Annotated in this window: 18 protein-coding genes; 7 read left to right on the top strand and 11 right to left on the bottom strand. The window is 63.2% G+C overall.

Going from position 1 to position 21,031, the window contains the following annotated elements; genetic code table 11:
• Positions 1–98: 98 nt before the first annotated feature.
• The 3 genes from VFZ66_19635 to VFZ66_19625 form a co-directional block, all read right to left on the bottom strand.
• The gene (locus VFZ66_19635) at positions 99–1,085 is read right to left on the bottom strand and encodes a glycine cleavage T C-terminal barrel domain-containing protein (GenBank protein ID HEX6291405.1); all 987 of its coding nucleotides are present in this window, start codon (positions 1,083–1,085) and stop codon (positions 99–101) included.
• Between the two features lie 152 nt (positions 1,086–1,237).
• On the bottom strand, positions 1,238–1,642 hold the full coding sequence (locus tag VFZ66_19630) for a type II toxin-antitoxin system VapC family toxin (protein HEX6291404.1): 405 nt from the start codon (positions 1,640–1,642) through the stop codon (positions 1,238–1,240).
• A 6-nt stretch (positions 1,643–1,648) separates the two neighbouring features.
• Complete coding sequence (locus VFZ66_19625) at positions 1,649–1,993, bottom strand: hypothetical protein (protein ID HEX6291403.1); 345 nt, start codon at positions 1,991–1,993, stop codon at positions 1,649–1,651.
• Between the two features lie 229 nt (positions 1,994–2,222).
• Between VFZ66_19625 and VFZ66_19620 the strand changes: the two genes are divergently transcribed.
• Positions 2,223–3,029 carry a class F sortase gene (locus VFZ66_19620; protein HEX6291402.1) on the top strand — a complete coding sequence of 269 codons (807 nt, stop codon included), beginning with the start codon at positions 2,223–2,225 and terminating at the stop codon, positions 3,027–3,029.
• Positions 3,030–3,327: 298 nt separating this feature from the next.
• The gene (acnA, locus tag VFZ66_19615) at positions 3,328–6,147 is read left to right on the top strand and encodes an aconitate hydratase AcnA (GenBank protein ID HEX6291401.1); all 2,820 of its coding nucleotides are present in this window, start codon (positions 3,328–3,330) and stop codon (positions 6,145–6,147) included.
• Between the two features lie 77 nt (positions 6,148–6,224).
• Here the strand turns inward: acnA and VFZ66_19610 are convergent, their stop codons facing one another.
• The 4 genes from VFZ66_19610 to VFZ66_19595 form a co-directional block, all read right to left on the bottom strand.
• The gene (locus VFZ66_19610; protein HEX6291400.1) at positions 6,225–6,584 is read right to left on the bottom strand and encodes an Ig domain-containing protein; all 360 of its coding nucleotides are present in this window, start codon (positions 6,582–6,584) and stop codon (positions 6,225–6,227) included.
• A gap of 60 nt (positions 6,585–6,644) precedes the next feature.
• Positions 6,645–8,696: a M4 family metallopeptidase gene (locus VFZ66_19605; GenBank protein ID HEX6291399.1), complete on the bottom strand. Its 2,052-nt coding sequence runs from the start codon at positions 8,694–8,696 to the stop codon at positions 6,645–6,647.
• Between the two features lie 56 nt (positions 8,697–8,752).
• The gene (locus VFZ66_19600) at positions 8,753–9,517 is read right to left on the bottom strand and encodes a DUF2270 domain-containing protein (GenBank protein HEX6291398.1); all 765 of its coding nucleotides are present in this window, start codon (positions 9,515–9,517) and stop codon (positions 8,753–8,755) included.
• A gap of 131 nt (positions 9,518–9,648) precedes the next feature.
• Complete coding sequence (locus VFZ66_19595) at positions 9,649–11,766, bottom strand: hypothetical protein (GenBank protein ID HEX6291397.1); 2,118 nt, start codon at positions 11,764–11,766, stop codon at positions 9,649–9,651.
• Positions 11,767–11,963: 197 nt separating this feature from the next.
• On the opposite strand from VFZ66_19595, the gene VFZ66_19590 reads away from it, so the two are divergent.
• Positions 11,964–13,013, top strand: coding sequence for a tagatose 1,6-diphosphate aldolase (locus tag VFZ66_19590; GenBank protein ID HEX6291396.1), 1,050 nt, complete (start codon positions 11,964–11,966; stop codon positions 13,011–13,013).
• Positions 13,014–13,124: 111 nt separating this feature from the next.
• Positions 13,125–13,688: a phosphoribosyltransferase family protein gene (locus VFZ66_19585; GenBank protein ID HEX6291395.1), complete on the top strand. Its 564-nt coding sequence runs from the start codon at positions 13,125–13,127 to the stop codon at positions 13,686–13,688.
• Between the two features lie 33 nt (positions 13,689–13,721).
• Here VFZ66_19585 and VFZ66_19580 read toward each other — a convergent pair whose 3' ends face one another.
• Together VFZ66_19580 and VFZ66_19575 are read right to left on the bottom strand one after the other, a co-directional pair.
• A complete protein-coding gene (locus VFZ66_19580) occupies positions 13,722–15,170 on the bottom strand; it encodes an LCP family protein (GenBank protein ID HEX6291394.1) in 1,449 nt (482 codons plus the stop codon).
• 87 nt (positions 15,171–15,257) lie between these two features.
• Positions 15,258–15,998, bottom strand: a complete 741-nt coding sequence (locus VFZ66_19575; protein HEX6291393.1) for an alpha/beta fold hydrolase — start codon at positions 15,996–15,998, stop codon at positions 15,258–15,260.
• A 152-nt stretch (positions 15,999–16,150) separates the two neighbouring features.
• On the opposite strand from VFZ66_19575, the gene VFZ66_19570 reads away from it, so the two are divergent.
• Complete coding sequence (locus tag VFZ66_19570; protein ID HEX6291392.1) at positions 16,151–16,405, top strand: hypothetical protein; 255 nt, start codon at positions 16,151–16,153, stop codon at positions 16,403–16,405.
• A gap of 87 nt (positions 16,406–16,492) precedes the next feature.
• Here VFZ66_19570 and VFZ66_19565 read toward each other — a convergent pair whose 3' ends face one another.
• Positions 16,493–17,305, bottom strand: coding sequence for a M55 family metallopeptidase (locus tag VFZ66_19565; protein HEX6291391.1), 813 nt, complete (start codon positions 17,303–17,305; stop codon positions 16,493–16,495).
• A 1,100-nt stretch (positions 17,306–18,405) separates the two neighbouring features.
• On the opposite strand from VFZ66_19565, the gene VFZ66_19560 reads away from it, so the two are divergent.
• Positions 18,406–19,308, top strand: coding sequence for a DMT family transporter (locus VFZ66_19560; protein ID HEX6291390.1), 903 nt, complete (start codon positions 18,406–18,408; stop codon positions 19,306–19,308).
• A 14-nt stretch (positions 19,309–19,322) separates the two neighbouring features.
• On the opposite strand, the gene VFZ66_19555 is transcribed toward VFZ66_19560, so the two are convergent.
• Positions 19,323–19,967, bottom strand: coding sequence for a TetR/AcrR family transcriptional regulator (locus VFZ66_19555; GenBank protein ID HEX6291389.1), 645 nt, complete (start codon positions 19,965–19,967; stop codon positions 19,323–19,325).
• Between the two features lie 255 nt (positions 19,968–20,222).
• Between VFZ66_19555 and VFZ66_19550 the strand changes: the two genes are divergently transcribed.
• A partial coding sequence (locus VFZ66_19550) for an acyl-CoA dehydrogenase family protein (protein ID HEX6291388.1) occupies positions 20,223–21,031 on the top strand: 809 nt, incomplete at its 3' end.

Below are 21,031 nucleotides of genomic sequence, written 5' to 3'. Positions count from 1 at the left end.
AACAGTGGGCGAGTATAGCATGAGCCGCGCCCAAGGATGCAGGGCACAAAAATCGGAGCAGCGCCCGCCGCTCCGACGATCCGTGATGTCTGTCGGTATCACTGCGCGAGCGGCAGCTCGATCACCTCGGCGCTGTTGCCGTCCGCCGTTCGTAGCCGCGTTCCCGGCACGGCGGCGGCAGCGCGAATGTAGGCCAGGCCGATCGAGCCGTAGCGCGGCGAGTGCGCGGCGCTAGTCACGGTGCCGACTTCCTTGTCCTCGTGGTGCAGCCCGCTGCCCGGCGCGACGATCTGATCCAGACGCAGGCCCATCAGCCGCTTCGCCAGCCGGTTGCGGCTTTCCATGCGGGCGATGATCTCCTGGCCGACGTAGCAGCCTTTGGTAAAGCTGACGGCATCCGTAAGGCCCGTCTCCAGCGGAATGTACTCGGTCGATAGCTCGTGTCTGGGCGCGGGATAGCCCTGCTCGATCCGCAGCACATCGTAGGTATTTTCGTCGAGCGGCTCGGCAGCCGCGATGGCCTGCTGCACCTCCTCGGCGTCGGCGCGCTGAGCAAAGACGCTGAAGCCAGCGCCGCCGATCGGCAGCGTGCGCGCGAGCCAGACCTGGGCGGTGCCGATCGCGGCGGCCTGGATGTGGTGCAGCGGCCACTCCTGCGGATCGACCGACGTGGCCTGCGCGAGCAGCGCCGCCACCTGGGGACCGTACAGATCGATCTGGATCGTCGTGCTTGAAAGATCTTCGATGCCGACCTTATCCTGGAAGAAGACGCGGCTCTGCAAAAAGCGCATCAGCGCGCCGCCCTGGCCCGGATTACAGGTCACGAGCAGATGCTCCGGCAGCGCGTAGACCGTGAGCAGATCCAGGATGCGCGCGTGGCTGTTGATCAGCACGCTGCGCGCGCCCTCGCCCGGCGTCAGCCCGACGATGTCGTTAGTTGTTAGTCGCTGGAGCAACTGCGCGCGGTCGCGGTCGGTGAGCCGCAGCCGACCACGCGCGCTGTTATCGAAGCGGACAACGCTTTCGAGCGTCGCCCGGTAGGTCGTCGCGTTTGGCATGGCGATAGATGACACTGCTTGAGTCATTGAGAAACCCTCCTACAGTCTATTATAGCAAGTGCATCTTCGGGGAGTGTTTTCTACGTATAGTAGGCATAATCCAAAATGGGCGTAGTCCGGGGCACGAAAAAACCCCGACATAGGCGGCGTCCCGACGTTGTATCATGCGAGGTCTATGCTTAGCGTAACCAATTTGCCTGCTGAAGGTTGGGAACGGATTGAAAGTCACGATCCGTTGTCAACAAAATGAGATTATAGCGCAGCGCAATGACGGCAATCAATGCATCCACGGTTGCCAGTTGCCGCCCTTGACGTCGGAGCGAAATCTGTAAGTCTGCTGCCAGCATCGCATCCGCTTCATCGGTGAGATAACATGGCAACACAGGTTGCAGCCGCGCCCATTCTGAGCGGTGTTGTGTCGCACGAGGCAAGATGCCGATACCAAACAGTGTTTCTACGAGAGCTGGCACGCAGATAGCAAAGGTGTCACCTACATCCAATTGCTGTAGTACTCGTCCCCGTAAGGGATGCCCCGGTGTTACAAGCGGTGAGGCATGGTTGGTATCGAGTAAATAAGCTGGCATAGAATGCTATTCCCACCCTTCAGCGAGATTATCTGTGCGGGTCATGGCCCGCATCTCTGCTTCGACTTCCGCCCAATCCCGCTCCCACTGGTCAAGGTCAAAATCAGGATTGCCCGGCTCATCTCGCAGCGCATCGGCAAGCGAGCCGCGCGCCGGTCGAATATTCTGCGGATTGGGTGGTGTCGCTTTGATCCTCGCAACAATATCATCGGTGGTCGGGGAGGGCGCTGCTATGTCGAGGGCGTCGCGCAAGATATCAAGCGCAATGTCTTCAACTGAGCGATGTTGGACCTGCGCCTGCTGCCGTAATTGAAACTCCAGAGTATCCGGCAATGTAATTGTCGTCGCCATCACATCACCTCCACGATGTAGGCAGTGAATGATATGCTGATCTTACCATGCCTGCTCCAATTTGCAGAATAGCATGCATTGGCTGTCGCTGTGATGCGATCTAAAAGAGATGGCTGCGACGTATAGTACTTTAGAAAGTAGCCATAATGGGGGACACAGGCCGCCGGATTGTCGGCAGAGGCGCATGGTACAATGCAGCGCGTCTCTCGACTACAAGGAAAGCTCACGAATGCGAACACGAACATTCTGCTCTACGCTTCTTTTCGTCGGCGTGCTGCTGGCAGGCTGCGGCAGTGCCGCGCAGCGCCCGCAAGCCGTTTCCAGCGCTAATATCACACCTGCTCCCGCCACGGCCACGCAAGCGCCGACGGCGACGACGATACCGCCAACCGCAACATCACAGCCCACCGCCGTTCCTACTGCGGTGCCGACAGTCGCGCCAACTGCTGCGCCGCCTCCGCCGCCCGCGCCGCCCCAGGAGGCCGCCGCGCCGCCGCCCGCTGTGGCCGCCGATACCAACGATACACCGCAGATGGAAGATACGTCGGCGCAGGCACAGCCGATCGATCAGTCGATCGCCGCGGTCAGTCCCGCACAGCCAGTGCGGATTGTGATTCCGGCGATCAAGCTGGACTATAAGCCCGTCTCGGTGGGCCTCGACAAAAATCGCATTCCGATCGTTCCCAAGCACGATGTCGGCTGGTATAACCTGAGCGCGATGCCGGGCCAGGGCGATAATGTCGTCTTCTGGGGCCATGTGCTGCGCTTCAAGAACCGTCCGAATATCCCGGCACCCTTCGCGCGGGTCAAGGAGCTGAAGCCGGGCGCGGAGATTATTCTGACGACCGCCAAGGGCCAGAAGGCGTACTACAGAGTGACCCGCGCCGTCCAGGTGACACCCGATCAGGTCAGCTATATCCTGCCGACCGGCAAAGAGCAGGTGACGCTGGTGTCGTGCATCGGAGAGAATGTGATCGTCCAGGGCAATGTTACCAAGAAGTACCGCCTGGTGACGATCGCAGATCGGGTGCGATAGCCTCGGACCAGGAATTCAGCATCCACAGCACAGCTCAGGGCGATCCCATCCATGCATGGGATCGCCCTGGCGCGTTTCCGGCGAGCGTCGGCACGATCAGTGCAGCATCTTCCTCGGCGATCATAGCACGGTCCCGGCGCGGCGAAGCTCGCATTCCTGCATCGATCTATAGATAGTATCTATAGAAATTGATAATAGTATCTATTTTCAATAATTCGAGCAGCGGCTATAATAGGAGCAGCTTCTGGCCCATTGCGTGCTGAAAACACGCTATGTAGCAATAGAAAGGTTCTATCCTATGAACGGCAATCCCTTTGATCCGTTCGGCGCTCGCTCGACGCTGGATGTTGGTGGACGCCAGTACACAGTCTACCGGCTGCAACGAATCGCGGAAGAGGCCGAAGTCGATCTCGCACAGCTCCCTTTCTCGATCCGCATTGTGCTTGAGTCGCTGCTGCGTAACGTCGGCGACGGCTTTACCACGGCGGAAGATGTGCTTGCGCTGGCGCGGTGGTCGCCGGAGAGCGCCGGGCAGCGTGAGGTCCAGTTCAAGCCCGCGCGGGTGCTGTTGCAGGACTTCACGGGCGTGCCTGCGGTGGTCGATCTTGGCGCGATGCGCGACGCGATGCAAAAGCTCGGCGGCGATCCCTCGAAGATCAACCCGCTGTCGCGCGCGGATCTGGTGATCGACCACTCGGTGATGGTCGATGTCTTCGGCTCGAACGAGGCGCTGAAGATCAACGCGGATCTGGAGTTCCAGCGCAACCGCGAGCGCTACGAGTTCCTGCGCTGGGGCCAGCAGGCGTTCGATAACTTCACCGTCGTGCCGCCCGCGACCGGCATCTGCCATCAGGTGAACCTCGAATTTCTGGCGACGGTGGTGCAGACCAAAGAGGTCGACGGCGCGACGATCGCCATGCCCGACACGCTGGTCGGCACCGATAGCCACACGACGATGATCAACGGCCTGGGCGTGCTCGGCTGGGGCGTCGGCGGGATCGAGGCCGAGGCGGTGCTGCTTGGTCAGCCCCTGGCGATGCTCACGCCCGCGGTCGTCGGCGTGCGACTCACAGGCTCGCTGCGACCCGGCGCGACCGCAACCGACCTCGTGCTGGCGGTGACGGAGATGCTGCGCCGCGAGGGCGTCGTCGGTAAGTTCGTGGAGTACACCGGCCCTGGCCTGAGCAAGCTGAGCCTGGCTGATCGCGCCACGATCGCCAATATGTCGCCGGAGTACGGCGCGACCTGCGGCTTCTTCCCCGTGGACGACGAGACGCTGCGCTATCTGCGCGTGACGGGCCGCTCCGAGGAGCTGATCCAGCTGGTCGAAGCCTACTGCAAGGAGCAGGGCCTGTTCCACACGGAAGATACGCCGGAGCCGACGTACACCAAGCTGCTGGAGCTGGATCTCGCCTCGGTCGAGCCGAGCGTGGCCGGTCCACGACGCCCGCAGGATCGCGTGGTGCTGGACGATCTCAAGCACTCGTTCTGGCAGGCGATGAAAACGACCTTCAACCGCGAGATCAAGACCGACGAGCTGCCGGGCCGTGGCTATATTCGCTGGACCGGCGAGAGCGGCAACACGCTTGAGATCGACGATTCCGCGCCGCGACAGCCGCACCGCGAAAACCTGTACAAAGGCTATCAGGTCAACGTCGGCGGCGACGGCAGCGAGGTGCATCTGACTCACGGCTCGGTGGTGATCGCCGCGATCACCTCCTGCACCAACACCTCCAATCCATCGGTGATGGTCGGCGCGGGCCTGCTGGCGAAGAACGCGGTCGAGCGTGGTCTGGAGGTTCCGTCCTTCGTCAAGACCAGCCTCGCGCCCGGCTCGCGGGTAGTGACGGAGTATCTGAAGAAGGCCGGGCTGCTGCCCTACCTGGAGCAACTGCGCTTTAACGTCGTCGGCTACGGCTGCACCACCTGTATCGGCAACAGCGGCCCCGTGCAGGATGAGATCGCCAGCGCCGTCAAAGAGAGCGATCTGGTCGTCGCGGCAGTGCTGAGCGGCAACCGCAACTTCGAGGGTCGCATCAACCCGGTGGTACGCGCCAACTACCTGGCCTCGCCGCCGCTGGTCGTCGCGTTCGCGCTGGCCGGCTCGGTCGACATCGACCTCGATCAGGAGCCGCTCGGCATCGACAAGAGCGGGCAGCCGGTCTTTCTGTCCGACATCTGGCCGACCGAGGAGGAGATTCAGGAGGCGCTCAGATCGGCGCTCAGCGCCGATCTTTTCCGCGAGCAGTACGGCCAGGTCTATACCGGCAACGAGCAGTGGAACAAGATTCGCATTCCTAGCGGCGACATCTACGCCTGGGACGAAAGCTCGACGTACATCCAGAATCCGCCCTACTTCGAGGGCATGACGCTTGAGGTGCCGCCGCTGCGCTCGATCCAGGGTGCGCGCGTGCTGGCGCTGCTCGGCGATAGCGTTACCACCGATCATATCTCACCGGCGGGCAGCATCCCGAAGGATAGTCCGGCAGGTCACTACCTGATCGAGCATGGCGTCGAGCCGCGCGATTTCAACTCCTACGGCGCGCGGCGCGGCAACCACGAGGTAATGCTGCGGGGCACCTTCGCCAATATTCGCCTGCGCAACCAGCTTGCGCCCGGCACCGAGGGCGGCGTGACGATCTATCTGCCCACGGGCGAGCAGATGTCGATCTACGAGGCGGCGATGCGCTACGCGCAGGATCAAACGCCGCTGATCGTGATGGCGGGCAAGGAGTACGGCACCGGCTCATCGCGCGACTGGGCCGCCAAGGGCACGTTCCTGCTGGGCGTGCGCGCGGTGATCGCCGAGAGCTTCGAGCGTATCCACCGCTCCAATCTGATCGGCATGGGCGTGCTGCCGCTCGAATTTCAGGAGGGCGACGGCTGGGAGGAGCTGGGGCTGACCGGCACCGAAACCTATATGATCGATGGCATCGAGATGATGACGCCCGGCCAGACGCTCACGGTGCGCGCGCAGAGCGAGGACGGCGTGGATATTAGCTTCCAGGTCCGCGCGCGCATCGACTCGGCGGGGGAGCTGGCCTACTACGAGCACGGCGGGATTCTCCAGTACGTGCTGCGCCAGCTTGCCAAGGGCAAGTCTGTCACGACGGTGTAGGATTGGATGGCGCGGTGAGACGATCAGGGCACGCATCGCGCGTGCCCTGATGGTTTAAGCGGTCGAGGATGTGTCGATTACTCCACCACCAGCGTGTACGATCGCTCGCCCGTCTGCCCGGATTGGTTGGTGCCATAGCACCAGACATCGATCGTGAAGGTGAACGTTCCGGATGCCTCAGGCGTGCCGGTGATCTCAATCTGATCATCCTCGTTGCGGTGCTGGAGCACCAGGCCAGGAGGGAGCGATCCGGGTTCGACACCAGCGCCGCCGACCGGCGTCACGTTGCCGGAGACGGTGATCGTCGCGGTGTAGGGCTGACCGACACGGGCCGCTGGCAGCGCGTCGGGCGAGAACGTCAGGGCCGGACGAGTATCACCGCAGGCCGTGAGGACAAGCCCCGCCAGCACAAGCAGTATCAGGGAAAGTACGCGCATGGGATGGCTCCGGGTAGGTAAGATAGGCCGGAGGAGCGGATGAATCTTGAGATGCCGCTCCTAGCCACACTCCGCGATCAGGCTGACGTTATCGATATGCTGGAAGCCGTAGCGGTTCTGGAAGACCAGCCGCAGGTCGCGCACGTTCCGCACGTCGAGCGTCTCGGTGAAGCTGAGCCACTCGTTGACCGGATCGCCACCCGTGAGCGTGACCAGCTCGTCGCGGGTTTCGCCATCCGAGGTTTCGGTGAGCACGTAGAAGGTTTCTTGCTCGGCTGGCGCGTTCGGCCCGGCGCGATAAAGATGGAAGCGGAAGGTCGCCGTCTGCGCGCCCGGTGGCAGGCGCACCCATTGCAGCAGTTGATAGCCGATCGTGAGCCGCCCGCTGCGGCTGCCCTCGCCCATCGAGTTTCCGGCGACGACGGCAGGATTCGGCGCGTCTGTGGGCCACGCGCTGTGTCCGGCCTCGAAGGTGCCGTTGCGCACCAGCTCCGTGCCGCAGCGCGGCAGCTCCGGCAGCGGTAGGCGCGACGCAAGGCCGGAGTTGCCTTGCAGCACCAGCGGGAAGATTACCTTGTGCGGCGCGTCTGCGGGCGGCGTGACGGCGCTGGATAGACCAACGCCCGATCGAATGAACGCCATGCGCACATCTTCACAGTCGCGGGGCGTGATGCCCGCCGTGCCGATCAGCTCGATACACGCCTGGATCGTCATCGTGCGCGTGACCAGAAAATCGGAGTTGGCGGTCAGCTTTTGCGCCAGCGTGCGATAAAAAACCTGCGCGGTCTTGGCTCGTCCGATCGTCGTCGCGATCTCGTAGGCGATATGGTTCAAGACCCCGCTGTTGGAGTGGATCGCGCCGCTGTCGTTACTGGCCGACGCATACAGGTACTCGCCCCACAGGCTCGGATCGCCGTAGCGCGTCGGGTCGGCGGCGGAGCGCAGGGCATCGCCGGGAATCTCAGGCGTGTAGACCGTCTCGCCGATCTCCCAGTTGGCCGGATCGATCAAGATGCCGAAAATATCGGAGAACGACTCATTGAGCGCGCCCGGCTGCTGGCTGTAGTAGAGCCGCGCGGTGCGCTCGGTGACGCCATGTGCCAGCTCGTGCGCCACCACGTCGAGCGAGTGCGCCAGCGGCGCGAACATCGCCGCATCGCCGTCGCCATAGACGATCTGCGTACCGTCCCAGAAGGCGTTATTGTAGCCCTCGGCAAAGTGAACCGTCGAGGTGATCGGCATGCCCGCGCCGTCGATGCTATCGCGGCCAAACATGGCGTAGAAGTAGTCGTACACCGTTTTGGCATGATCGTGCGCGGCGTTGACCACCTCATCGGCTACCGGCGGCGTGTTCTCACTGCGCGCCAGCTCGCCGGGCAAGAACGTCATCTGCCCGGCATCGTACGTGCGCCGGTCGCGGGCAAAGGCCAGCACATCGATCTGCTCCAGCAGCGCGCCATCGAGCGCATCCAGCCGCAAGCGCCAGCGCGCCGGTCGCTGGGTGTCGAGCCGCCAGATCTCCCAGGCCAGATGATCCGCCCCATCGATCCGCGCGAGGCCCAGCCGTGGCTCGCCCTGGAGCGTGCCGCCGACAAGCTGCTGGGTACGCGCTACCGCCGCCGCGCGGCTGATCTGTGGCCGCAGCGCCAGAAGCTGCACATTGGGCTGCAAGCGCCCGTTGATTGTTTCGAGCACGCCCTCGCGGCTGATGTGAACGCGCAGATCGGTATCGAGCACGGGATAGCCCGCGACCTGCTGCTCGAAGCGCAGGCTGAGGTAGCCCAGGCGGTCGGCGTCGCGGGCGAGCAGCCGCAACGTCTGCTCAGGCTGGCTAACGCCCCAGGCATCGCCGTAGCGCGCGAAGAACGCCCGCGTCGCCGCCAGCGGATCGCGTCCGGCATCGGCGACGAGCGCGCCGTGGAGGTAGGCGGGCGCGCTCGTCTCAGGATCGAGCTGGACATCGATCGGGCCGCGCTCGCGCTTGATCCGATCCAGCGCCGGACGAGCATCGTGCGGCGGATTGGGCCGAGACTGTTGGGCGGTAGCGGGCGGCACAGCCATGCCGATGATCAGAGCGATCAGCGCAGGCACGAGGAGAATTGAACGTTTCATCAGCTCCTAAGCCGTTCTTAATAAGGCGCTGGGTGAATGCAAGGCCCAGGCTGAGGTTATTCCCACCAATTCCGCTCGACCTCCTCCATCTGCTGCCGGGTTTCCTCACGCGAACGGATCTCGCCGCTCGATGTGAAGCGACTGAACGAGTTGCTGGTCAGCAGCGCCAGCAGGATCAGCAGCCCGTTGAAGACGAAGCCAATCACCAGAACGACCATGCCAGGGAACGGCCCGATCGCGGCGCGATCCACAATCGTGGCGATGTCGGTGGTGCGGGTGGGATGAATCCCAATTTTGACGATCCAGCTCAGCACCAGCACCGTGAAGATCCAACTGTAGTTGCGGCGGAGGCGACGGCCCATCGCCTCCCACATGCTGATCGTGAAGTGCGGCTGCAACAGATCGGCGGCCAGCAGCTCGCGCCAGTGGGTGGTATCGGCATCGTTCTGGTTGGCGACCAGCAGATCGGCGAAGAACTCCGTCTCCATCAGCCGCACGCGCGCCCGCCACAGATCGTAGTAGCGGTAGCGCCGGGCCTCGATGTACAGGAAAAAGCCGATCAGCAGCGAGTTGAGCAGGATCATCACGTGCGTGTTGCCAGGGCTGCTAAACGCGAACGAAAGCGTCGCGCCGGTGGTCAGGACCGCCCAGTTGGTGGTGCCGTCGAGCCGCGTGCGCCAGGTGTTGGCGCGTGAGATCTCGCCGCGATACAGATGGACCAGCGCAGTATTGAATTCGCTCGGCGTGAGAGGCCGTGCGGTCGGGAGCTGAGTTGGCGTCGGCTGTGGCCGCGCCGATATGTCGCGGGGCTGTGCTGCCATACGGTTTTTTTGTGCCTTATTGTTACGGCGACCGGCGCGGAGGTACCAGCGATGTGCTCAACGCGCGCCGATTCGCTCTGGGCCTATTGTAGCACTGCACATGCCACAATGCCACAGGCTGGCGCTTCAGATCAACGATCCCAGCCCATCGCGCGCCACTCCGCCCGCCGCGAGGCCAGCCAAAAAGCCCAGCCGGGCGCGTAGCGATCGAGACGATCGGCAAAGGAGTCGAGCGACGGCCCGCCGATTGTCCGGCCTAGGGCGGCTGTGGCGGCGGCACCGGAGAAGCGCAGCCAGTCGGCGATCCAGCGCGCGGTATCACGCGGCCCAAGCACGGCCAGCGTCGTCGGAATGATCGCCTTGTAGATCGCCAGCGTATGATTGAGGATTCGCCCGTAGTCGCGCCAGGTCATCTGATCCTGAAAGAAGCGCACGGCCACGTCTACGCCAACATCGTTGAGCACGCGCGCAAAGATATTTTGCAGCCGGTTGACATCGTTCGGCGCGCGCCAGGGCTGCATGAAGCGGCTAAAGACCCAGTTGAGCGCGACGTTGGCCTGGTAGGCGCTGATCTGCCCCAGGTGCTCAGGCGCGAGCAGTTCGCGGCGCAGCGCGCGGTCCAGCAGCGATGTCGTGCGATCGAGATTGCGCACGTGCGAGCCAAAGCCGCAGAAGGTCAGCGGCGATTGCTGCGCCGACGAGTCGCCGATCGGCAGCACGCCCGGCAGGAGCGGCACCGTCTGTCGACGCTGGGTGTGTCGCGCGGGAATGAAGCCATAGACCGGCTTGATGTGCCGGAAGCGCGGCCCGGGACGCTTGTACGTCGGCAGCAGGCGAAAATAATCCTCAAAGAGATCGAGCAGGGAGTGACGAGGTTCGAGGTTCGACGTTCGAGTGTGTCGAACTTTGTTCTTTAACGTATCGTAATAAAACACATACACCGTCAGCTCATCGTCGCGTCCGGCGAAGCCCTCCCAGATCAGTTGTCGATCGCGCTGCGTGTCGGTGATCGATACCAGAATATCGCCGACATCGGGATGATGCTGATCGGGCGCGGGGCCGTGCTCCAGGCCCTCCACAACCGTGCCGACTGTGGGGCAGACGCCCGCGAAGGGCTGCCCCGCGAAGCGCCGCAGCGCCAGCGGCGAGGTCGCGCCCATGCCGTCGAGCAGCAGCCGCGCGCCGTAGCGCTCGCGCCCGCCATCCTCGCGCTCCACCTCGACGGCGATCTTGCCGGGAGCCTGCGCGCAGAGCCGCCGGAACGCCCGCCGATCGAGGATCGTGCCACCGGCGGCCTCAAGCTGCTGGCGGGCTAGTCGCAGCAGCGCGGCGGCATCCAGCGCCACGTTCAGCACATCCGGCAGATGCAGCGCGGCGGCACGAACCGCGCTCCGATCGGGCCAGAAGCGGATGATCCCATCCTGGTAGCGCCGCATGATCACCGGCTCAAGCTCCGCCCAGGTACACAGCCCGATCGTCACGAGCGCCTGTAGCTCGCGCTCCGAGATATTCCACTCGCGGTGCGCGCAGCCGACCTCGCCGCGATCGAAGAGCAGCACGCGGTAGCCGTAGCGCCGGGCCATCACCTCGGCGTGCAGCAGGCCCAGGCCACCGCCCGCATAGATCAGATCGTAGTCGGCGAGCGTCGGCGGCAGATCTGCGGCCTGCTGATACACATCCGGGTCGAACGCGCCCGCCTCGGTCGCCTGCCAGCGCTGATCGAGCGCCACGACCGCCGCCAGACCTGACAAGGCGTGCATCGCGGTGAATGCCGCGACGGTGTCAGGATGAGTCGATTGGAGCGCGGCGGCAAGCTGCTGCGGATCGACTGGCAGATTGGTGGACGCCGCGGGAGCGGGCGCGGATTGAAGCGCACGTTGTTTCAGCGAGGCCAGCGCGGCGTCGAGGCCATCGGCAAGCAGGCGGCTGCGGCGTCGATCGCGCTGGAGATGCCACAGGCCACGCCTGGGCAGCGTAACGGCCAGATGAATCTCGACCTGCGTGGCGACAATCGCGTCGTGCAGCGTCGCGGAGAGCAGGAAGCTGGCCTGGGGCAAGGCGGGACAGGTGCCGCGCCAGAGCATGCGGCCATCGTCGAAGCAGCGCTGCTCGATCGTCCATAGCTCGTCCTGCCAGCGCCAGAGCGCGCCGAGCCGCTCGCCGTCGAAGGGCGGCGCTTCGGCAAGCAGCGACCGGGTGAGATCGAGCGGCGCGGGAACCTCGATATAGCGATGGATGTGCATACTCACAGTGTACGGTCGGTATGTGCTGCGGTCAACCGCGCCTGCTCCGGCGCTGTTTTGTCAAGCCGATTGAGGCTGTGCTATACTCGGTCGGAACCTGGCGCGAGACGGTGAGCCGACCGGCTTCGTCTCTGCGCGCAGGCGTCCAGGGAGAACCTCATCTGTTTGTGCAAGAGATCGAGCATCATGGGAGGATAAGTGGTATGGCACAAACACAATCCAAAGTCCGCATGACTCGCGGCAAGTTCGAGGGGATCAATGCCGTCGCCGACGAAAAAGGCATTATTGCGGCGGCGGCGATGGACCAGCGCGGCTCGCTCCAGAAAGCGATAGCCAAGGCCAAGGGCGGCGAGTCGAGCGCTGCCGAGCTGAGCGAGTTCAAGGCGATCGTCACCGAGGTGCTGACGCCGCACGCCAGCGCGATCTTGATGGACCCCGAATATGGCCTTGAGGCGATCAAGCATCGGGCCAAGAACGCCGGTGTGCTGCTCGCCTACGAGAAGACCGGCTACGACGTGACGGTTAAAGGCCGCCTGCCCGATCTGCTGCCCGAATGGTCGGTGCGTCGGCTGGTCGAGGCCGGTGCAGACGCGATCAAAATCTTGCTGTACTACGATCCCGACGACGATCCGCAGATCAATACCATCAAGCATGCGTTCATCGAGCGAATCGGAGCCGAGTGTCGCGCCAACGACGTGCCCTTCTTCCTCGAGCCGATCTGCTACAGCGACGAGATCGGCGACGAGAAAAGCATCGAGTTTGCGCGCGCCAAGCCCGACAAAGTCACCAAGTACATGCAGGAGTTTTCCAAGCCACAGTACGGCGTGGACGTGCTGAAGGTTGAGGTGCCGGTCAACGTGCGCTACGTCGAGGGCTCGAAGGCAAACCACGACGGCCAGGTTGCGTATAGCCGCGAAGAGGCCAAGGAGCATTTCCGCACGGCGGCGCAGGTCGCGCGGGTGCCGTTCATCTACCTCAGCGCGGGTGTCACCGACGAGATCTTCCGCGAGACGCTGGAGCTGGCCGCCGAGGCGGGCACGCCCTTCGCGGGTGTGCTGTGTGGCCGCGCCACGTGGCAGGACGGCATTCCTGAGTACGGCAAGGGCGGCGCGCAAGGGCTGCGTACGTGGCTGGAAGATCGCGGCGTGCAAAACATCGCGGCGCTCAACGAAGTCCTCGCCAAGGGCGCGAAGCCGTGGTGGGATTTCTACGGCGGCAAGGACAACATCGAGGTCGTAGATTCCCAGCGGTAGCGGCGAGGCTCACGGTCGGCGCGAAGGGGCGTTCAGCGGAACGTCCCTTTCGTCTTGGATGGCGGGATTAATTGGTTACAATACCAAGTGTGTGCTAGCAGTGGAGTGCCCATGCAATCATACGATTATTCACATCGCGTCGGGGTCGAGCCGATCTCGTGGGAGCGCTTCGAGGCGATGGTGCGCCAGCTTGCGGTGCAGATCGAGCGGGACGAGCCGCAGATTATCCTGGGCATCGCGCGGGGCGGGTTCTTTCCGGCGACGATGCTCGCGTGTATTCTGCGCCGCGAGCTGTACCCGATCCGTCTAACCCGTCGCTTCAACGACGCGGTGGTGCGGCAGCATCCCACCTGGATCATCAGGCCGCCGGATAAGGTCAAAGGACGGCGTGTGTTGATCGTGGACGAGATCGCCGATAGCGGCCAGACGCTCTCGATCGCCGCCGAGGAGGTGCAGCGAATGGGCGCTACTCACGTGCGCACGGCGGTGCTGTACGCGCACACCTGGGCGCAGCCCCGGCCCGACTTTGTGGCGCTGACCTCGGATGCGCTGATCTTGAACCCCTGGGATCGCGAGGTGCTGGTCGACGGGCAATATGTCACCCATCCAGAGCTGGCATCGGCGCTGCGGCTGCAACAACCGGGCGGTGATGTAAGGACATCGGCGGAAGGATAAGCACAGCGGGCAGATGACCTGCCCGCTGCCCCGCTACTGCTTGATGCCGGTCGCGCTGGTCGGCGGCTGGTAATCATCTCCCAGCCGCACCACAACGTCCACATTCGGCGGCGGACTTTCCGCTGAGGCGTCTTGAATGTACGCCGCGTCGATGCTCAGCAGTTGCGCCAGGCGCCTGGTGACATCCGGCTTGCCGGTGTAGTCGAGGATCAGCGTGTGGGGAATGCCCTTCTCAGGCGCGTCGGTCGGCTTGGCGGTTTTATACCCGCGCACCTCAAGATCGGTCGTCACCTGCCCGGCCAGGCCACGAATCAGCGTCCCGTTCTGCACCTGGACCACCGCAGGCGACGGCGCTTGCTCGCCGGGCGGAAGCTGGAACTGCTGCGCGATCCGCTGCACATATGCCGGGTCCCACTGAATCGCCGAGCTGAGATCGCCCATCAGGTTGCTCGTGCCGTCGGGATTGGTTTCGGGCTTCATCACCAGGCGCTGGATCTGATCGGGCTTGATCTCCTGCGCCAGCGCCGCCAGGCCGCGCAGCGTGCTAAGATCGTTGAGCTTGATCGTGGTCCTGACCGACTGGCTGGCGACATCGAGCAGCTCCGGCGCGGCCTCGACCCGGCTGAGCAAGCCCTGGCGTTTCAGCTCGTCAAGCACGGCCTGCATCACCTGCTGCTGCCGCTGTGCGCGGCCAAAGTCGTTGTCGGCGTGGCGCGTCCGGGCGTAGCGCAGCGCGGTCGTGCCGTCCATGCGCTGGAGCCCGGCGGGAATGTACAGCCGCATGTAGCCATTGTCTTCGGTCGGATACTCGGCGTCGAGGATCGCGCGCGGCACGTCTACGGTAATGCCGCCCAGCGCGTCGACGATCTTCTGGAAGCCGTTGAAGTCGACCTGCGCGGTGTAGTCGATGGTGATGCCCAGAAAATCCTCGACCGTATCGGCGGCGAGCGCCGCCCCCGCGTCTTGCGGGGTGGCCTTCGGCCCGTAGATGCTGGGATTGCTGTAGCCGCATGAGTAGGCCGCGTTGATCTTGGTGCCAGCGGCACCCGCGCACGCGCTGTTAGGAATCTGGACGAATGTATCGCGCGGGATCGAGAGCATCGAGGCCCATTTCTGAACTGGATCGACATGCACCACGATCAGCGTGTCGGAGCGCGCGCCCTCGTCCTGCTGGTTGGCCCGCAGATCGACGCCGATCACCAGCACGTTGAATGGCTCCTTCAAAATCACGGGCGGCGGCCCCGCGGCCACCTGCGTGCTGCGCACCTCCTGCCCGCTGCTGATCGCATTGATCGCTCCCGATACGCGCTTATAGGTGTACGCTCCGCCGACGCACAGCACGGCGAGCAGGGCGGCGATGATCAAGCTACAACCACCGCTGCGCCGAGCCCGTCCGATGCCATATGCCCGCGCGCTTGACGGTGTTGGCCGCCGAGGTGGGACGCGATTGGGTGCGCGATACGGGCGTTGCGGTTGAGCCATGCTTCAGGTATCCTTGTTACTTCATTCTATGCATTGCACCAAAAGGGCGCAGCACCTGCGCCCTAGCATTACCAAGTATAGCAGAATTTACGCCAGCACCGACCTGTTAGTCACCTGAAGCGTCCGAATGAACTGCTCCACCTCGGCGACGACGGCATCCGCCTCACAGTCCTGCAACATCTCATGCCCTGAGACATCGAACCAGCGTATCCGCTTGTTGCGCGAGCTAACGCGCTGGTGGATAATCTCCGCCGACGCGGGCTTGATCACGCGATCGCGGCGGCTGTGGATCAGCAGCAGCGGCGTCTCGACGCGCGGCAGGATGTTGGTGACGACTTTGCCGTAGCGGTGGAGCGATACGAGCGCGTCGGTGGCGATACGGGTGTAGTTGGTGTTGCTGGCGACCAGCGACGCATCGGCGTAGCCGTTCCCCGGATTGGCCTTCCACATCTTGACGAGACGCGCCAGGATCGGGCTGAAGTGGATCAGCGGGTCGGCAATCTGGAGCGCCGCCGCGATCGTGACGACGCCCGCGATGTCGTGGGGATGCTCGGCGGCCAGATGCAGCGCGACCAGCCCGCCCATCGACAGGCCGCAGACGACGATCTGATCGGCCTCGGTGCGCAGGTCGTGCATGGCCGCAGCGGCATCCTCGTACCAGTCGCCCCAGGTGACGCCGCACAGGTCCTCCGGGCGGGTGCAGTGCCCGCGCAGGATTGGCAGGCGGTACGGCAGCTCAAGCCGCTCGACCATTGGCACGAGCGCGCGGACGGTATCTAAGCTGGAGGTGAAGCCGTGCAGGATCAGGCAGCCGAGTGGGGCGGACATACGGGCTCCTTTCGCGAAACGCTCTGGTATTATACTCCGTCCGACGCGGCGGTATGCCATGTTTCAGCGCCGGAACAGTACTTGCAAAGGATCTATAGAGGCATTATACTTGCCGTGCAATTATGTGAAAATCATCTCAAGAGGTGTAGCATATGGGCCTGTTCGATGCGCTCAAATCTTTCGTTGCCGCAGTTGATGGAGAGTACGATCGGCGGGTTCGCACAGCCAGCCTTGTCAAGCACTACGATCCGACGGGTGCCTCGCATCATCACCACGGGGCGCATGAGCCAGAGCACGACGGCCATGCCGAGCGTCTCGAAGGCGAGGGCGGCGCTCGCGGCGATCTTCAGTCCAGCGCCGGTCCGCAGTTGCACGGCGAGCCTGCCGCGCACGAAGTTACCCACTGAGAAGTAACGTACTGATCGTTTGGCCCTCACCCCGTCGCTAACATTCGGGGGTGAGGGCCTACGCTTGTTATCTGCCCCACGATCGACCTAATCCAACTGTCCCAGCGTGAACAGCACCCGCCAGGCGCGAAAAACAGTCAAATAATCGTCGTGCGCGAACTCGACGGTTCGCGGCGCGGTTCGCTCAGCGCCCGGCAGCAGCGCCGCCATGTCCGCCTGCTGCGTCTTCATGAAGTCCACCGATAGCTTGATCGATCCTGTGACACGCCACGGCTCGCGGCGCTGGCGTAGCGCCTGCGTCATCGCCTCGCGGATGCGCTCGCGCGCGACCACCGGCGCGACCGAGCGGGCGGCAAATCGCGCGACGCTCTGCTTCACTGCGACGGTGACGAGATCCGCGCCCAGCAGCGCGTGCGCCTCGGCGACGGCCTGCTGATCGCCCGTCACCAGCCTGACCGGCACGCCGAAGTGTCCTGCCAGCGCCGCGTTGATGCCGATCTCGCCCACGGGCTGATCGTTCAGGCGGACGTTCAGGATGCTGCCGGTGTAGGTGTGATCGATCACCGCCGCCTCGGTCCCGGCCATCGCGTGGTAGCCGACGAAGCAGACCGCGTCGAAGCGCTCGTCGATGCCCTGCATCATCGACCACGGGCGCGGCGATCCCTGGATCAGCTCGGCGGCAGGATTCAGCTCATCGGCGATGATGTTGCGCATGTCCCAGTGCGAGTCGCTGACGACGATCTCGCGCGCGCCCGCCGCAAGCGCCCCTTCGATCGCCGCGTTGGCCTCCGCCGTCATCAGGCGGCAGCTTCGCTCGTACTCCGGCGCGTGTGGCCGCGTCTGCTCCGCATGGACGATCCCCGCGATGCCTTCCATGTCAACCGAGATGAAAACGCGCATGTGTGGCTCCATTAAGTTGCGTCTGGTCAGTTGTTCTGGATAGTGTATCGGAGATCGGCGCTGCTGGCGAGTCGATCGCTACCTCCTGGCCGCGTCACAGTAGCGTATAAGGGTTTGAGGATGAGGTTTATTGAGGGTCAGAATCGTTTTGTGCCTCTTATTGGCGATGTAAAAAAACCGCGAGGCATCACGGGAAGCGGGCGCATCAAGGGGTTTTAGAGCGTCGGGTACGTTTGTGTACGGACTCGCGCTTCTGGAGTTTGATATCGGTCCACAGCCTGGAGCATCTGCCGCTCTAGCAAGCGCTCACTGTTGTTAAGCTCTAAAATGCGTGCAGTAACTTCACCAATCGCTGTGCGTGGTTTGATGATAATCCCATCGAGTTCAAAGTGATCTGCCCAGGCGTCGGTACGGGGATTGTAAAAGCGTACAAAGCTATTGGTTGCCCAATCGATGGAGCCAATATCGCTCCCTTTGTATCGATTACAGAAGATGCAGGCGAGGGCGAGGTTGTCTTCACTTGTGGGCCGCCGTGTTTTTCGCTAATGATATGATCGATCTGGCAGCCGAAGTACGTGTCGTCTTCGTGAATCAGGCAATATTCGCAGATACCGTCGGCACGCGCCGTGACAAGCCGCCGTAATTCCGCACTAATGTAGCTCGTCATGGGCCAAATGGTGTAGCGCACGCGCTTTCGTGAGGCGCATTAAGTGCTCAAGTTGGAGGTAATGAGCCAACTCAGCAGCCTCATCCGACGACAACCCGCCGGTTTTCTCACGGTGAATGAGATCAGCGACACGTGCTTTTGTCGTCTCGGACGGGCGGAAGGCGATAATTTTGCCGGGGCTAGTTCCCGCTGCGATAAAATCAATGATTTCTTCGTATGCACGTACCATAGTCTTGAGTATAGTCCATTTCAAGCATCTTGACCAGCAGCGCGAGGTAGTAAAAGTAGATCAACGCTACGTAGCTCCATCGACATACCTCCCGTGATTCGTATCACAAACCTCTAATTGTGGTACCAACGGAAGCGATCCGACCACCCGGCATGCGCCGAAGGTCTGTTGACACCGCCGACCACGACGGCTACACTCCCCGCTATGCAACGTGGACTTGGCCTGCTCCTGATTATTATCTCGGCGCTCTCCTTCGGCGCACTGGCGATCTTCGCCCGGATCGCCTACGACGCCGGTGCCGATCCGATAACGGTCTTGTTTGTGCGCTTCGTGATCGCCTCGGCGGTGATGGGCGGCATCATGGGCGCGTGGCGGCTGCGCTTTCCGCGCGGGCGGATACTGCTGAACCTCGCGCTGATGGGTGGCATCGGCTACGTCGCGCAATCGCTGGCGTACTTCATGGCGCTGACGATGGCCTCGGCGTCGCTGGTGGCGCTGCTGCTGTATCTCTATCCCGTGCTGGTGACAGCGCTATCGGCGATCTTTCTGCGCGAGCGCATCACTCCGGTTAAGCTGGCCGCGCTCGTCTGCGCCCTGGTCGGCGCGGCGCTGACGATCGGCCCTGCGGGAGGCGGCCAGCCGCTTGGTATCGCGCTGGGTGTTGCCACCTCCGTGATCTACGCCGTCTACATCCTGGTCGGCAGCCGCGTGACCGCCCGAACCGGCGCGATTCCCTCGTCGGCGGTGATCATGACGGCGGCGGCGCTGGTCTACGCCACGATCGCCGCGATCCAGGGCGTACACTTTCCCACGACCATCGCCGGTTGGAGCGCCATCGTAGCTATTGCGCTGATCTCGACCGTGCTGGCGATCGTCACATTTTTTGCCGGCCTGGAGCGCGTCGGCCCGACCAATGCCGCGACGCTTTCGACGTTCGAGCCGCTGGTGACGGTGCTGCTGGCGGTGCTCTTTTTGCACGAGAGAATCATGCTGGTGCAAATTGTGGGCGGCGGCCTGATCCTGGTGGCAGTGATCCTACTGGCGCGCAGCGAGACACGTCAGACCAGAGCAGCCGATGGGTATCTGCCCACAGTCTCAGAGCGCTAGCTCCCGATCGGGCACTATGAGCGTGGTGCCGGTAGCGTGATAAAGCTCCAGATCATCGCGCTGAGCGCCGCCTGGACCCGGGCGCTGCTGATGTGCGTGGTGTAGGGCAGGCCCATGCCCGCCAGCGTTTCGGTCGAAACCTGAATCACAACCGCCGCCGCCTCCGGGTCGGCGATATGGCCCAGCCCGTGCTCGTTGATCTGCCGCAAGAAGCGCTGAATCCGCTCCAGGGCGATCCGGTTCAGCTCGCGCACACGGGCGGCGACTTCCGCGTCCTGCGTGGCAAGGTAGGCCAGCGTCGGGCTGAGCTTGCGGTAGAACATATGCCGCTCGAAAAGCCGCGCGACCGCCCGATCGATCAGTTCGCGCAGATTTTCCGACTCCCCAATCTCCAGCTCGGCCAGCGCGGCCTCGGTTTCTTGCTGGTACAGCTTATCCCACAGCGCCAGTAAAATCTGCTGTTTATCTTTGAAGTAGGTATAGACCGAGCCGACCGGCTTGCCTGCACGATTGGCGATGTCGCTGGTGGTGGTGTTGTCGTAGCCCTGGGTCGTGAATAGCTCGGCGGCGGCATCCAGAATGCGCGTCACTGTCTGGCGTGAGCGGGCTTGCTTCGGCTGGTTGAGCAGCGGCGTCGATATGGGCTGTTTGCGAGTCATGGGGGCCTCATGCGCTTGACAGCGTCGTCAGAGCGGACTTATAATCTGAATACTTTTCAGGTTTCCTCATTATAGCTGTGTCCCGTCGAGTGGCGCAACTGTTTTGTTGAGCGTCTTCTCTGCGCAATGAGGAACAGCAAAGTATAGCTCATACCAGCCATCGCGCTGCTGAATCGCTCGAATGCTGACAGCGCCGTCAGCACCATCCTCGTCGATCCTGCACACGAGCTGTACACGTGCAAAGGAGCCACCACTATGCCTACCGAACTATCCGAAGACTTGAAGATGCTGCGCCAGACGATCCGCGAGTTTGCGGAGAAGGAAGTCGCGCCGGTCGCCCGCCAGTACGACGAAGAAGAGGCCGTGCCGTATCCTGTGCTCAAAAAGGCGGCTGAGCTAGGGCTGATGGGCATTCCTTTTCCCGAAGCGTACAGCGGCATCGAGATGGGCATCACCGGCTATTGCATCCTGATGGAGGAGTTGAATCGGTACGACGCATCGGTTGGGACGATCATCGGCGCGTCGGTGCAGCTTGCGGGGATGACGATCTTCCTGGGCGGCAACGAGGAGCAGAAGCACAAATACCTCACGCCGATCGCGACGGGCGAGAAGATCGGCGCGTGGTGCCTGACGGAGCCCAACGCCGGATCGGACGCGGCGCATATTCGCACCACGGCGCGGCAGGACGGCGATGAGTGGGTGCTCAACGGCAGCAAGATGTGGATCACCAATGGCTCGTTCGCCGATACGCTGGTGGTCTTCGCCACGGTCGATCCGTCGCTAGGGCCGCGCGGCATCACGGCGTTCATCGTCGAGAAAGATTTTCCCGGCTTCAAGGTCGGCAAGGTCGAGGAGAAGATGGGCCTGCGCGCATCGCACACCGCCAGCCTGTTCTTCGAGGATTGTCGCGTGCCCGCCGCGAACGTAATCGGACAGCCCGGCCAGGGCTTCGCGATCTCGATGCAGACGCTCGACATTGGGCGCGCGGGCCTGGGCGCGGCGTCGCTTGGCTCGGCCAAACAAGCCTTTGAGTACGCGCGCGCCTACGCTGTGGAGCGCCAGCA

The sequence above is a fragment of the Herpetosiphonaceae bacterium genome (assembly GCA_036374795.1).
Classification (GTDB): Bacteria; Chloroflexota; Chloroflexia; order Chloroflexales; family Kallotenuaceae; genus LB3-1.
This window is presented reverse-complemented; position numbering and strand designations above follow the sequence as displayed.